7 protein-coding genes and 1 tRNA gene are annotated in these 14,723 nt (G+C 71.2%); 3 read left to right on the plus strand and 5 right to left on the minus strand.

What is annotated here, in order from left to right; genetic code table 11:
• Positions 1–54 precede the first annotated feature (54 nt).
• Complete coding sequence (locus ACWIE7_RS03380) at positions 55–429, minus strand: DUF3817 domain-containing protein (RefSeq protein ID WP_454068584.1); 375 nt, start codon at positions 427–429, stop codon at positions 55–57.
• Positions 426–1,007: a hypothetical protein gene (locus tag ACWIE7_RS03385; RefSeq protein ID WP_454068585.1), complete on the minus strand. Its 582-nt coding sequence runs from the start codon at positions 1,005–1,007 to the stop codon at positions 426–428. Before ACWIE7_RS03385 ends, ACWIE7_RS03380 begins: the two co-directional genes overlap by 4 nt.
• A 59-nt stretch (positions 1,008–1,066) precedes the next feature.
• Between ACWIE7_RS03385 and ACWIE7_RS03390 the strand changes: the two genes are divergently transcribed.
• Positions 1,067–1,151: transfer RNA gene (locus ACWIE7_RS03390), tRNA-Leu, on the plus strand.
• A 16-nt stretch (positions 1,152–1,167) separates the two neighbouring features.
• Here ACWIE7_RS03390 and ACWIE7_RS03395 read toward each other — a convergent pair.
• From ACWIE7_RS03395 to ACWIE7_RS03405, 3 genes are all read right to left on the minus strand, one after another.
• Entirely contained in the window at positions 1,168–2,199 is a 1,032-nt protein-coding gene (locus ACWIE7_RS03395; RefSeq protein WP_454068586.1) for an esterase/lipase family protein, read from the minus strand.
• A 226-nt stretch (positions 2,200–2,425) separates the two neighbouring features.
• Positions 2,426–2,563, minus strand: a complete 138-nt coding sequence (locus ACWIE7_RS03400) for a methionine/alanine import family NSS transporter small subunit (RefSeq protein ID WP_452099300.1) — start codon at positions 2,561–2,563, stop codon at positions 2,426–2,428.
• Between the two features lie 3 nt (positions 2,564–2,566).
• Positions 2,567–4,234 carry a sodium-dependent transporter gene (locus tag ACWIE7_RS03405; RefSeq protein ID WP_454068587.1) on the minus strand — a complete coding sequence of 556 codons (1,668 nt, stop codon included), beginning with the start codon at positions 4,232–4,234 and terminating at the stop codon, positions 2,567–2,569.
• A gap of 137 nt (positions 4,235–4,371) precedes the next feature.
• On the opposite strand from ACWIE7_RS03405, the gene ACWIE7_RS03410 reads away from it, so the two are divergent.
• Positions 4,372–4,905, plus strand: a complete 534-nt coding sequence (locus ACWIE7_RS03410; RefSeq protein ID WP_452099302.1) for a hypothetical protein — start codon at positions 4,372–4,374, stop codon at positions 4,903–4,905.
• Positions 4,906–5,221: 316 nt separating this feature from the next.
• A complete protein-coding gene (locus ACWIE7_RS03415; protein ID WP_454068588.1) occupies positions 5,222–14,680 on the plus strand; it encodes a fatty acid synthase subunit beta domain-containing protein in 9,459 nt (3,152 codons plus the stop codon).
• The last annotated feature ends 43 nt before the right edge of the window (positions 14,681–14,723 follow it).

Below are 14,723 nucleotides of genomic sequence, written 5' to 3' on the forward strand. Positions count from 1 at the left end.
GGGGGAGGCGCGCGCGGGTGGCGCTACTCGGCGTGAGCGCTCGGGGCGAGAGCCTCAGACGGCGAACTCCTCGCGGACGTCCTTGGTGCGCTTGTGCTCGAACCAGAACGACAGGAACGGGATCGTGCCCGCCAGCGCCGTGGCCAGGGTCCGCGAGGCCTTCCACCGGGCCTTGATCGCCAGGTCGAGGGTCATGAACAGGTACAGGATGTAGAACACGCCGTGCGCCTGGCCGATGTAGGTGAACCAGTCCGGGGCGTCGCTCGAGCTCGCCAGGATCAGGTACTTGTAGATCATCTCGGCCGTGAGCACGAGCAGCCACACACCGGTGATCCAGGCCAGGATGCGGTAGCGCTTGAGTGCGCCGGAGATCTTGCCGTTCGGGTCCGGCTTGCGATTGTCGGTGGTCGCGGCAGTAGTGGCGGTCATGAAGCGGGCTTCTCCTGTGAACGATCGACGACGCCGTCCTGACGGGCCAGCTCGGCGAGATACGAGTTGTACGCGGCCAGGCCCTCGTCGCGGGGACCGCTGTCCACCACGGGTCGGCGCGTCGGCAGCAGGTCGGACGGGATCTCCGTCATGACCGGGCCCCGACGGCCACCGCGCCCGCCCGATCCGGCACGAGAACCGGCTACGGGTGTGCGGGGGCCGGCGGCGGGGTTGTCGTCGTCGTCCTCATCGAAGGGGAACGCGCCGATGCCGGCGCCCGCGGCGTCGTACCCGCCAGCGGCCCGGTCCTGCTCGTCGGCCTCGAGACGCACGTACTTGTAGTAGGCGTAGACCAGGAACCCGGCCAGAAACGGCCACATAAACGTGTAGCCGAGGTTCTGGACGGTCCCGGTGGCCTCCTGGTAACGGGCCAGCTGCCAGAACCCCATCCCCAGGCAGAAGATCGCACCCAGGACGACGAACGCGATCCACGACGGGCGGTGCCGGATTTTCGGCGGGGCCGAATCTCCGGAAGCGGAATCGCCTCCGGCCGCGCGGGGAGTCGGGTTGACGGACACGACTCCACGGTACCGCCGACCGCAGGCTAAACTCACCTCGCGGTACCCCCGGGTATCACGCGCCCGTGGCGGAATTGGCAGACGCGCTGGATTTAGGTTCCAGTATCTACGGATGTGGGAGTTCAAGTCTCCCCGGGCGCACCACACTGCGCCCCTGGGTCTAGGTCACCCAGGGCGCGAACGGCGCGACCGGGAAGCACTCGACCGGCGCCGTCTCACCGGGTTCCAGAGCGTTGAGGGAGTACCGCAGCGCGCGCTCGCTGTAGAGTGTCGAGACGTGCTCCGAGTGGTCGGCCTCGCATTCGTCCTGGAGGAGGATGTTGGTGACGCCCGGCCCGGCGTAGTACTGCCGGACGAACGGGGTCACGACCTCGTCGTATTCACTGATCACGGAGTACATCTCGACGCCCGGCACCCCGGCGGCCCCCTCCGGGTAGACCTGCCGTGCGATCTCCGAGTCGTACACCTGCTGGGTCAGACCGGGCGTGGTGTCCTCGATGCTGCCGTACACGTGCGGCCCGATCACCGGGATCAGAGAGCGCAGCCACACGAGCGTGCTGAGCGTGGTGCCCGTCGACGGCGAGATGCCGACCTTGGTGTGGACCTTCTCCGCCCCGCCGAGCTGTGTCAGGTAGTAGTCGGGCAGGAGGCCGCCGCCCTGGGAATGGCCCACGAGGTCGACCTCGTGGGCGCCCGTCGCGGCCAGCACGCGGTCGACCATGTCTGCGAGTGTGTGTGCGGCCTCCGGGATGTCGCCGACCGCCTGCGCGGGGAATCGCGGATCCGGGGTGACGTTGCCGTGGTTGAACGTGAACACGCAGTACCCGGCGTTGCTCAGCAGGGGAGCACCGGCCTGCCACGCCAGGGCCTGGGTGGTGAAGGTGGGGTTGACCAGGATCACGGGGCGCGGCCGCTCCGGGGTGGGGGTGCAGTCCCAGTTGTTCGCGCCTGGCGGCGGTGTGAGCGGGTCGAGCGCCGCGAGGACGCCGGCCTGGATCGAGAACGGCACCGGTAGCGGGCCCTCGGTCGGGTCGGCAGCGGCCGGAGATGCGATGGCGACGCCCATGAGGACGGCCGAGACGGTGGCGATCGCCGCCTCCATCCGACGACGACGTCGTCCGTTCGCCGGACCCGTGCCCTCCCCGGGGGTGCGCTCTGTGGTCGTGTCGTCGGGGGCGGTCGTCGAGCTCATCGTCGGCCCTCCTCACTGCACCAGAGGTGCTACTCGTGGCACGTTCAGCGAACGGTGGTATGAGGTGGATCATATTCTCGCGCCGGGGAGTGACGGACGAATCGCCCCGACTGCCGTCCGGCCACGGTCAGCGGACCCGGGCGGAGACGGCTCCGCGAGACGACGCGACCCCGGCACCCCTGGCGGCGGGGTGTCGGGGCCGGGTCCGCTGTGGTCGTGGGTCGCGTCAGGCGTCGCGCGAGGTCACCGCGCGGGGCTCGTCGATCACGTCCGGGTGCGTGACGAAGTGCCAGATACTGAGCGCGAGACCTCCCCAGATCACGAGCAGGAACAGCACCATCATGATGATCGCCGTGGTGTCCATGGCTCAATCCTCCTTCGGGCGGTCGGTCGGGGGCGTGACGCGGGTGGCGCCGCCGTTGGCGGTGCCCGCTGAGGTGTCGGCCGAAGCGGCGACACCCGGGTCGAGTTCGTCCTGGTAGCTGAAGTCGCTGGGGTCGTCGTCGGTCGCCGGCGGGCCGTCGAGATGACGTGCCCCGCGCCAGGGCAGCAGCGACAGGACGACCGACAGCACGAGGATCGCGGCGATCATGCCCCAACCCCAGACCCCCAGAACGGCGGCGTCGTACCCCTCGTACGGCTCGGAGATGAGGCTCCGGATCTCGCCGAAGAGCGCGTAGGCCAGGACGATCGGGGTGATGACCGCCATGCAGATGATCCAGATCGGGCCGACCTTGAACGAGGACACCGAGTTCAGGTGGTCGCGCAGCGTCGGACCCAGGCGCAGGGCGAACATCACCACGATCAGGGCGATCAGCGCGATGCCGACGATCCCGATGCTGTTGGCGAACTTGTCCATGATGTCGAGGTTCTGCAGGCCGGTCTCGGTGGGCATGAGCAGGACCGAGATGACGGCCATGGGGACGCCCACGGCGAGGACGGCGGTGGTGCGTGAGACGCCCACCTTGTCCTGGAACGACGAGATCACCACTTCGACGATCGAGATCATCGAGGTCAGTCCGGCCAGAATGAGGCAGATGAAGAAGACGACGCCCCAGATCGGGCCGCCCGGCATCTGGGAGACGAGTGCGGGGAAGGCGATGAATGCCAGCCCCGGCCCGCCGCTGACGTCGTCCCAGCCGGCCCCAGCGGCAGACGAGACCAGGAAGCCGAGGGTGGCGAACACGCCGATGCCGGCCAGGACCTCGAACGCCGAGTTGGAGAAGCCCACCACGAGGCCGGAGCTGGTGAGGTTGGACTTGCGCTTGACGTACGAGGAGTAGGTGATCATGATGCCGAAGCCGACCGAGAGCGAGAAGAAGATCTGGCCGTACGCGGCGATCCACACCCCCGGGTCGGACAGCACTCCCCAGTTGGGCGTGAAGAAGGTGTTGAGGCCGTCCAGGGCGCCCTCGAGGAACAGCGAGCGGATCACCAGGGCGACGAACAGGACCACCAGAAGCGGGATGAAGAACAACGCGGTCCGGCCGATGCCCTTCTGGACGCCGGCGATGAGGATTCCCAGTGTGACGACCCAGACCACGACCAGCACGATCGTGATCAGCGGGACGAAGTCCAGGCCGAATCCGGATCCCGCCTGCAGGAACTCCTCGGCGAAGAACGAGGATGTCTCTTCGTAGGTTTCACCCCAGCGCATGTCGACGGAGAACCAGGCGTAGCAGGCCGCCCACGCGAGGATCACGCCGTAGTAGATGGCGATCACGAGAGCGACGAGGACCTGGATCCAGCCGACTGGCTCGGCGAACCTGTTCATTCGACGGAAACTCAACGGCGCGGAGCCGCGGAAGCGGTGTCCGATCGCGTAGTCGAAGAACAGTAGCGGGATGCCCGCGGACAGCAGGGCGACCAGATACGGGATGAGAAAGGCGCCGCCCCCGTTGTCGTACGCGACAAAGGGAAATCGCCAGATGTTGCCCAGGCCGACGGCCGAGCCGATCGCGGCGAACACGAACACGGAGCGCCCGGAGAACGCCTCCCGTTTTCTCGTACCGCCTGTGGTGGCGGGTGTGGACATGAGTTCCTCCTCGGCGGGGGTGGCGGCATTTCGGTGCCGTAGATCCCCTACTTCTAGTCCGGTAGTTGCTGATTGGTGACCATTTCGACGCAAGTCGGGTATCGAGGCCACGTGACTGGTGGGATTAGAGTAGGCCCATGAGGCCTCCTCGTGGTGGACAGACGGCAAGACGCGCGGTTCTCGCCGCGGCGTTCGTCGTGACCACGGCCGGCGCTGCGGCTGTCGCCGCACCGGGCCCGGCTCTTCCCGGAGTGCCGATCGAGGTCTCCGCGCAGTCGGGGATCGACGTTGTCCCGCCGCCGGCGGAAGTGGTCCGGGAGACCGGTTCGTGGTTCGCGCACGGCTCGACTCTCGAGCTTCTGCCTGACGGCTCGGGCATGTTCGCGAGGTGGGTCGGCGCGTTCGACGGTGACCGGATCTCCCTGCGTCTCATCCCGGCGCCGGGAGAGGCGACCGTCGCGGAGATCGTCGGGATCGAGACCGTCGGGGAGGGCGCGCTCGCGCCCGGTGTCCGTCCGGGGATCGGCGGGCTCGTCACGATCTCGTTCGGAGAGGGCGTCCGAACCGCGCACGTCGAATGGTCGTCCGGCCCCGAGCGTCATTCGGCCGATCTCTGCCCCGCGGAGGGGCTCGACGCGGCGACGATGGAAGCACTGCGCTGCGGCGCCTGACGTCGATTCAACGTGACGCGTCGCCCTTGGCAACACGCCGTGAGGGTGGGGTGCACGCCTGAGCGAGACGTAACGATTCGGTAACGGCGGTGAGCGGAAACCTGAGGGAGCCCTCACCTGTGAATATGAGGCAAGCGTCACGTCCCACTGTGGTGAGCGTCACCGCTCCGAGGGGGGTTCGGACCCGTCAAATGGTCGGGTGGAGGCTGTCAATCTGAGGGGCGCCTCAACTTTCTGTGGCAATCTGTGCGCTGCGCCGTTCCGGGACACCGTGACACGGCGTTGCCACTGACGAGAGTGCCAAGGAGTTCCCCACGTGACGATCGATGACCGCGACCTCACCCCCCGACCGATCGAGACCGGACTCGCGGCCCGCGGTGCCTCCCGCGCTCTTGCGGACGAGCTGCGTGACGGCACGGCCTATGCTCTCGCCTTCGGCGGGCAGGGGATCGCGTGGCGTGACGCACTCAGCGACCTCATCGACGGCACCGGCATCGGCCCGGACCTGCAGGAGCTCGTCGACGCCTCCGTCGCGCTGACCGAACCCGTCCACGACGAGATCGCCGTCGTGCGCACCCACGGCTTCCGGCCCATCGAGTGGGCCAACACCACCACCGGCGAGGACGAGGACCACGGCAGCCTGCCCGACGACGCCTCTCTCTCCTCCGCGGCGGTCTCGCTGCCGGCGGTCCTGCTCACCCAGATCGGTGCCCTGCGCGCGCTCGCCGCCGAGGGCTTCGACACCAACGACACCCCGCCCGCGGCCGCGGTGGGTCACTCGCAGGGCATCCTCGCGGTCGAGTCGGTGGAGACCTTCGGGTCCGTCGACGACCGGCTGTTGGCCGTCGCCGAACTCATCGGTGCCGCCGCGACCCTGGTGGGTCGCCGCGTCGGCCTGTTCCGCAAGGGCGAGGCCAGCCCGATGACGGGCGTGTCCGGCATCGACGGCGACAAGCTGCGCACTCTCGTCGACGAGCTGTTCTCCGAGGTCGACGCCTCGATCCGTCCCCGCGTCTCCATCCGTAACGCCCAGCGCCGCCACGTCGTGGTCGGCCGCCCGGACGACCTCGAGGACCTGCGCCGTCACTGCGCCGACCTCGAGGCCGGGTCCCGTCGTCGTCGCGAGGCCAAGCTCACCGGCGGCGAGGTGTTCGCCCCGGTCTTCGATCCGCTCGACGTCGAGGTGGGATTCCACCACCCCGCGATGGCCCCGGCCGTCGACGTCGTCTCCCGCTGGGCCGCCCGCTGCGGACTCGACGTGGACCGCGCCACCGAGCTGGCACGTCAGATCTTCACCGAGCCCGTCGACTGGGTCGAGGATCTGGCCGAGACGCTGCACGCCGGCGCCGAATGGGTCCTCGACATGGGCCCCGGCGAGGCGCTGACCCGCCTCAACCGCTCGATCGTCCGCGGCCAGGGCGTCGGCGTGGTCGCCGCCGCCACCCGAGGCGGTCTGCGAAACCTGTTCACCCCGGGCGCCACCCCGGAGATCGAGCGCCCGTGGACCGCGTTCCAGCCGCAGCTGATCACGCTTCCCGACGGCAGCATCCACGTCGAGACCTCGTTCACCCGCCTCACCGGCTGCTCGCCGATCCTGCTGGCCGGCATGACCCCGACCACCGTCGACCCGGAGATCGTCGCGGCCGCCGCCAACGCCGGCCACTGGGCCGAGCTCGCCGGCGGCGGACAGGTCTCCGAGTCGATCTTCGCCGAGAACACTCAGCGCATGGCGGAGCTGCTCGAGCCCGGCCGCAGCGCCCAGTTCAACTCGCTGTTCCTCGACCCGTACCTGTGGAAGATGCAGGTCGGCGGAAAGCGCCTCGTCCAGAAGGCCCGCGCGGCGGGCATCCCCTTCGACGGCGTGATCGTCACCGCCGGCATCCCCGAGCTCGACGAGTCGGTCGCCCTCATCGAGGAGTTGACCGAGGCCGGACTGCGTCACGTCAGCTTCAAGCCGGGCACGGTCGCCCAGATCCGCCAGGTCGTGCGGATCGCCGCCGAGGTGCCGCACATGCCGGTGATCGTGCAGGTCGAGGGCGGCCGCGCCGGCGGCCACCACTCGTGGGAGGACCTCGACGACCTCCTGCTGGACTCCTACGCGATGCTGCGTGAGCGCCCCAACGTCGTCCTGTGCGTGGGCGGCGGCATCGGCACCCCCGAGCGGGCCGCCGACTACCTCACCGGCTCGTGGGCCAACGCCCACGGCTACCCGGCCATGCCGGTCGACGGCATCCTCGTCGGGACCGCCGCCATGGCGACCCTCGAGGCCACCACCAGCCCCCAGGTCAAGCAGCTCCTGGTGGACACCGTCGGCGTGGACGCCTGGGTCGGAGCCGGTCAGGCCGAGGGCGGCATGGCCTCCGGCCGCAGCCAGCTCGGCGCGGACATCCACGAGATCGACAACACCGCGGCCCGCACCGGCCGCCTGCTCGATGAGGTCGCCGGCGACGCCGAGGCCGTGGCGGCGCGTAGCGCCGAGATCATCGCCGCGGTCGATGGCACCGCCAAGCCGTACTTCGGCGACCTCGACTCCATGACCTACGAGCAGTGGCTGCGCCGCTTCGTCGAGCTCTCGCTCGCCCCCGGTGCCTCCGCCGATGGCTGTGTCTCGCGCGACGGCAACGGGTTCGACCTGGGCGGCGATTTCGCCGGAGACGTGGCCGACGGCACCCGCTCGGTGTGGCTCGACCCCACCATCCGCGACCGCTTCCACCGCATGGTGCAGCGCACCGAGGCCCGGCTCGACGAGGTCGACAGCGGCGCGATCGTCTCCGCCTTCCCGCGCGTGGAGTCCATGGAGCGTCCCGCCGACGTGATCGACGCACTCGCGGCCCGCTACACCGAACTCGGTGACGCGGTGCTGCACCCGGCCGACGCCGCCGAGTTCCTCGACATCTGTCGCATGCCCGGCAAGCCCGTCCCGTTCGTCCCCGTGATCGACGCCGACGTGCGCCGCTGGTGGCGCTCGGACTCGCTGTGGCAGGCCCACGACGCCCGCTACGACGCCGACGCCGTGTGCGTCATCCCCGGCACCACCTCGGTCGCGGGCATCACCCGCGTCGACGAGCCGGTGGGCGACCTGCTCGACCGCTTCGAGGCCGTCACCGCTGAGCGCGTCCGCGGTTACCTGCCGACCGCCGAGGCCGTCTCCAGCCGTCGCCGCGGCACGGTCACCGCCGCCAGCGGACCCGTCGCCGACGTGCTCAACAGCCCGGACGTGACCTGGGCCGGACGCCTCGTCGTCAACCCCGTCCACCGCCTGGGCGTGCTGCACGCATGGGAGATCGACGCCGAGGGCGTCGGCCGCCACCCCGTCTCCGGTGCCGCGCTCACCCCGGCCGCCGACGGCCGCACCGTGGACCTCACGCTGCCCATCGGCGCAGCCGAGATGACCATCGAGATCACCGTCGACGCCTCCGTCGCCACCGGCGCCGCTCCGGTCGTCACCGACGAGGCCGCCGAGGCCGCCATGCGCACCCTGCTCGCCACCGCCGCCGGCGTCGGCCGCGGGGGAGCGGGTGGCGTCGAGATCGCCGAGCTGCCCGAGGTGAAGGACGGCGTCGCCACGGCCCGCTTCCTCTTCGAGCCGACCCTGGCCTCCGACCACACCGGAGTCACCGCCGGCAGCCTGCCCACGACGCTGGTGGCGTCCGCCGGCGTCCCAGACGCACTCGTCGGCGCCGCCTGGCCCACCGTGTTCGCCGTGCTCGGCGAGACCCGTCGCCCGAGCGGTCAGGGCACCGTCGTCGAGGGACTGCTCGACCTCGTGCACCTCGACCACGGTGTCCGCATGCACGCCCCGCTTCCGCAGACCGGGGCCGAGCTCGTCGTCGTCGCCCGCTCCGGCGGGGTTCGTGACACCGACCTGGGCCGCGTCGTCGAGGTGACCGTCGAGGTCGCCACCGAGTCCCCCGACGGGACCCGCGTCCCGCTGTGCACCCTGTCCGAGCGGTTCGCCATCCGCGGCCGCACCGGCCGCGCCGAGGTGGGCGACCCCCGCCCGGCCGGTGGTGCTCTGGTCAGCACGTCCGGGGGAGTCGTGGAGCCGGCGGAGACCAGCCGCCAGCTGCGCGTGTCGACCTCCCTCACCGCCCCGCACGACATGACCGCGTTCGCGCTGGTCTCGGGCGACCACAACCCGATCCACGTCTCCGACACCGCGGCCGAGCTGGCCGGGCTGGGCGGCGTGATCGTCCACGGCATGTGGCTGTCCGCCGCCGCGCAGCACGCGGTGCAGTCCTCCGACGGCCGTGATCCCGCCCTGCGCATCGCCGGCTGGACCGCCCGCATGCTCGCCCCGGTCCGCCCGGGTGACCGCATCCGCGTGCGCGCCGTGCAGACCGGGCGCCATGCCGGCGGCCAGGTCCTCGAGGTCACCTGCACCGTCGACGGCGCGACCGTCATGGCCGCGACCGCGCTGACCGAGGCGCCGCGCACCGTGTACGCCTTCCCCGGCCAGGGCATCCAGGCCAAGGGCATGGGCATGGAGGGCCGCAACCGCTGCCCGCGTGCCCGCGAGATCTGGGACCGCGCCGACAAGCACACCCGTGCCGCGCTCGGCTTCTCGATCCTGGCGATCGTGCGCGAGAACCCGACCGAGGTCACCGTCCGCGGCGAGGTGCACCGTCATCCGGACGGCGTCCTCTACCTGACGCAGTTCACCCAGGTCGCCATGGCGTGCCTCGCGGTGGCACAGCGTGCCGAGCTCGAGGCCGACGGGCTGTTCATCGACGATGCCTACTTCGCCGGCCACTCGATCGGCGAGTACGACGCCCTGGCCGCCATCTCCGGCGTGCTCGAGCTCGAGCCGCTGCTGGAGATCGTGTTCCAGCGTGGCTCGACCATGCATCAGCTGGTCCCGCGCGACGAGCAGGGCCGTTCGGACTACCGCATGGCCGCGATCCGTCCGTCCCAGATGGGGATCTCCGACGACGAGATCCAGCAGTGGGTCGCTGACGTCGCCGCGCAGGCCGGTGAGTTCATCGAGATCGTCAACTACAACCTCGCGGGCTCGCAGTACGCCTTGGCCGGCACCGTCGCGGGCTGCGAGGCGCTGGAGAACGCCGTCAACCGCGAGCTGGAGACCTCAGGCGGCAAGAACGCCTTCATCCTGGTCCCCGGCATCGACGTGCCGTTCCACTCCACCGTCCTGCGCGGCGGCGTCCCGGACTTCCGGGCCACCCTCGACGCGCTGATCCCGCACGACATCGACATCTCGGTGCTCGTGGGCCGCTACATCCCGAACCTGGTCCCGCGCCTGTTCAGCCTCGACCGCTCCTTCGTCCAGGAGATCGCCGACCTCGTGCCGGCGGAATCCCTGTCCGAGGTGCTCGCGAACTGGGATGCCTGGTCGGCCACCCCGACCCGCCTCGGCCGCCTGCTGCTGGTCGAGTTGCTGGCCTGGCAGTTCGCAAGCCCGGTCCGCTGGATCGAGACCCAGGAGCTGCTCTTCACCCCCGTGGAGCGTGGCGGGCTCGGCATCGAGCAGTTCGTCGAGGTGGGCGTGTCCAATGCCCCGACCGTGGCGAACCTGGCCTCCAAGACCCTCGATCTCCCCACCCACCGCGGCCCCCGCGCCCGGGTGCTCAACGTCGAGCGCGACTCGGCGACGCTGTACGGCACCCTGCCGCCCAGCGTGGAGGACAGCGACGACGACTTCGACACGGTGAGCGCCGCAGACGCGTCCGCCGCCACTGAGTCGTCCATCCCGGCCGCCGACCAGGCGGCCCCCACAGACCCCGCACCGGCCGTCAACACCCCCGGCACGGCCGGTGCGGACCGATCCGCCGCACCCGGTGACAGCAGCGCGGCCCCGGCCGCAGCCGCCCCCGGTGCGCCCCGCCCGGACGACCTCGAATTCGGCGCCCCCGCGGCCACCCGCATGCTGGTGGCGCTGCGTACGAAGGTCCGTCCCGAGCAGATCGCCCCCGGCGACTCCATCGAGACCCTGTGCGACGGCGTCTCCTCGCGCCGCAACCAGCTGCTGCTGGATCTGGGCACCGAGCTGAGTCTGGGCGCCATCGACGGCGCCGCCGAGGCCGATTTCCCGACGCTGTCCGACCAGGTCTCGCGCCTGGCCCGCGGCTACGCCCCCTTCGGCCCCGTCCTGTCGGACGCGGTCGGCGAGGGACTCCGTGCCGTGCTCGGTCGCACCGGCAAGCGCCCGGCGTACATCGCCGAGCGAGTGACCGGCCCGTGGGAGCTCGGCGCCGGCTGGGCGCAGCACGTCACCGCCCAGATCGCCCTGGGCACCCGTGACGGTGCCTCGATCCGTGGCGGCGACCTCGCCAGCCTCGACGCCTCCGGCGTCAAGGACGTGGCAGGGCTGGACGCCCTCATCGACGCGGCTGTCCAGGCCGTCGGTGCCGCGAACGGCATCGCCGTGGCCATGCCGGCGTCCGCCTCCGGTGGCGGTGGCGTCGTGGACTCCGCGGCGCTGACCGAGTTCGCCGACGAGATCACCGGCGCCGACGGCGTCTTGGCGCAGGCCGCCCGCGGCCTGCTCACCAGGCTCGGGCACCTCGAGCCCGAGGCCGTCGACCTGCTCGCCGAGGCCGACCCGGACTCCGAACTGGCCGACCTGGTCGCCGCCGAACTCGGCACCGACTGGCGCCGCGTGGTCGCCCCGGTCTTCGACTCGGGCCGCGCGCTGCTGCTCGACGACCGCTGGGCATCGGCCCGCGAGGACCTGGCCCGCCTCTGGACCCGCACCGACGTACCGGCCGATGCCGCGGAGGCCTTCCTCGGCGCCGGCGAGATCGTCGCCGAGCAGGCCCGCTGGTGGGCGGCCCGGGCGGTCGACGCCCGACGCGACGCTCTCGCGTCCGCCTACCGGGAGATCTCCGAGACCGCGGTCGAGGAATTCGTCGGGGAGTACGCCGGCGACGTCGCCGTCGTCACCGGCGCCGGCAAGGGTTCCATCGCCGCGGCGGTCACCGGACGCCTCCTCGCGGGCGGGGCCACCGTGGTGGCCACCACCTCCAACCTGGACCAGACCAAGCTGGCCTTCTTCAAGGACCTCTACCGCACCCACGCCCGCGGCGCGGCAGCACTGTGGGTCCTGCCCGCCAACCTCACGTCCTACTCGGACGTGGATGCGCTGGTCGAGTGGGTCGGCTCCGAGCACTCCGAGTCGGCCGGTGGCCAGACCACCGTGCTCAAGGCGCCGCTCACCCCGACCATGCTGTTCCCGTTCGCGGCACCTCGCGTCCAGGGCTCGATGGCCGATGCGGGCCCGCGCGCCGAGACCGAGATGCGTGTCCTGCTGTGGGGCGTGGAGAAGCTCGTCGCCGGCCTCGGCGCGATCGGCGCCGACACGGACGTCGACTCCCGCCTGCACGTGGTCCTGCCAGGATCGCCCAACCGCGGCATCTTCGGCGGTGACGGTGCCTACGGCGAGGCCAAGGCAGCGCTGGATGCCATGATCGCCAAGTGGTCCTCCGAGAAGTCCTGGTCCGAGCGCGTGACCTTCGTCCACGCGATCATCGGCTGGGTCCGCGGCACCGGCCTCATGGGCCACAACGACCCGCTCGTCGAGGCCGTCGAGGCCGCCGGCGTGTCCACCTGGTCCACCACCGGGATCGCCGGTGAGCTGCTGCGCTGGTGCACCCCCGAGTTCCGCGAGGCCGCCGACAACGCCCCCGTCACCGTCGACCTCACCGGCGGACTCGGCACCGCAGACCTCGACATGTCCGCGCTCGCCGCGGACCGGCCGGGGACGTCGACCGAGGCCGTGGCCGACGAGGCCACGGGCACGATCGCCGCGCTGCCGTCGCTGCCCACGGTGGCCGCCGACGAGCGCCCCGAGTGGGGCGAGGTCACCCAGCAACTCGAGGACATGGTCGTGATCGTGGGCGCCGGCGAGGTCGGCCCCTACGGCAGCGCCCGCACCCGCTTCGAGGTGGAGACCACCGGCGAGCTCACCGCCGCGGGCATCGTCGAGCTGGCCTGGTCGACCGGGCTCATCACCTGGGAGGACTCGCCGCGCGCCGGCTGGACCGTCACCGAGTCCGGTGACCCGATCGCCGAGGCCGAGATCGCCGAGCGCTTCGGAGACGAGGTACTGGGCCGTGTCGGCGTGCGCCGCTACGCCGACGACGCCCGCGCCGAGATGTTCGACAATGCGGCCCCGCAGCTGACCTCGGTGTTCCTCCCGGAGGACCTGTCCTTCGTGGTGGACGACGAGGCCCAGGCCCGTGCCTACCAGGAGGACGACCCGGAGAACACGGTCGTCACCCGTGGTGAGGGCGGCGAATGGACGGTCACCCGCAAGGCCGGGACCGAGATCCGCGTGCCACGCCGGACCATGCTGACCCGCGTTGTCGGCGGCCAGATCCCGACCGGCTTCGACCCCACGACCTGGGGCATCCCGGCCGACATGGTCTCCGGCATCGACCGGGTGGCGGCCTGGAACCTGGTGGCCACCGTGGACGCCTTCATCTCGTCGGGCTTCACCCCGGCCGAGCTGCTGGCGCACGTCCACCCGGCCGACGTCGCCAACACGCAGGGCACCGGCATGGGCGGCATGACCAGCATGCGCTCGCTGTACATCGACGGCATCCTCGGCCGCAGCCGCGCCAACGACACGCTGCAGGAGGCGCTGCCCAATGTGGTGGCCGCGCACGTCATGCAGTCCTACGTCGGCGGCTACGGCCCGATGGTCCACCCGGTCGCGGCCTGTGCCACCACCGCGGTGTCCGTCGAGGAGGGCTTCGACAAGATCCGCGCGGGCAAGTCCGACTTCGTGGTGGCCGGCGGATTCGACGACCTGTCCATCGAGGGCATCCAGGGCTTCGCCGACATGTCCGCCACCGCCGATTCCGCGGCCATGGCGGCCAAGGGGATCGACGAGCGCCACTACAGCCGGGCCAACGACCGGCGGCGCGGCGGGTTCGTCGAGTCGGCCGGCGGCGGCACCATCCTGCTGGCCCGCGGCGACGTCGCGGCCCGCATGGGCCTGCCGGTGCTGGGCGTGGTCGCGTGGGCCGGCTCGTACGCCGACGGCGCGCACACCTCCATCCCGGCGCCCGGCCTCGGCGCCCTGGGCGCCGGCCGTGGCGGTAAGCGCTCGCCGCTGGCCCGCGGCCTGGCACAGCTGGGTCTGACCGCCGACGACCTGGCCGTGGTGAGCAAGCACGACACCTCGACCAAGGCGAATGACCCCAATGAGTCGGACCTGCACGAGCGGCTCGCGGCGTCGATCGGCCGGTCGGCCGGGAACCCGCTGTTCGTGGTCTCGCAGAAGACCCTCACCGGGCACGCCAAGGGCGGCGCCGCCGCGTTCCAGCTCATCGGGCTCACCCAGATGCTGCGGTCGGGCACCATCCCGCCCAACCGCGCGCTGGACTGCGTCGACGACGTGCTGGACAAGCACCCGCACCTGGTGTGGCTGCGCGAGACCCTGCAGCTGGGCGGCGACATGGCACTGAAGGCCGGTCTGCTCACGTCGCTGGGCTTCGGGCACGTCTCCGGCCTCATCGCGGTGACGCACCCGGAGGCCTTCCACCGGGCCGTGGCCGCCGCTTACGGCACCGAGGAGGCCGAGCGGATCCGCGTGGCCGGTATCGAGCGCGAGCGCTCCGGCGCCCGCCGCCTCGTGGACGCCCTCTACGGCGGTGACCCGCTCTACGCCCGCCCGGAGGCGCGTCGGCTCGGCGAGGGCTCGGCCGACGAGGTCAAGGAACGCGAGGCAGCGGTGCTCCTCGACCCGGCCGCCCGGATCGACGACGACGGTGTGCTGTCCGCGTCAGCGGGCGACACCGCAGCTGACGCGTGAGCGGGCCGTGTGGTCGAGAAGTTCGAGCGGTTGAACGTACTCG

It is taken from the genome of Dietzia sp. NPDC055343, from assembly GCF_053645265.1.

Excerpts from the sequence above, each read along its gene's own strand:
- ACWIE7_RS03380 (WP_454068584.1), bottom strand. The coding sequence starts at position 429 with ATGACCGCCACTACTGCCGCGACCACCGACAATCGCAAGCCGGACCCG.
- ACWIE7_RS03395 (WP_454068586.1), bottom strand. The coding sequence starts at position 2,199 with ATGAGCTCGACGACCGCCCCCGACGACACGACCACAGAGCGCACCCCC.
- ACWIE7_RS03400 (WP_452099300.1), bottom strand. The coding sequence starts at position 2,563 with ATGGACACCACGGCGATCATCATGATGGTGCTGTTCCTGCTCGTGATC.
- ACWIE7_RS03405 (WP_454068587.1), bottom strand. The coding sequence starts at position 4,234 with ATGTCCACACCCGCCACCACAGGCGGTACGAGAAAACGGGAGGCGTTC.
- ACWIE7_RS03410 (WP_452099302.1), top strand. The coding sequence starts at position 4,372 with ATGAGGCCTCCTCGTGGTGGACAGACGGCAAGACGCGCGGTTCTCGCC.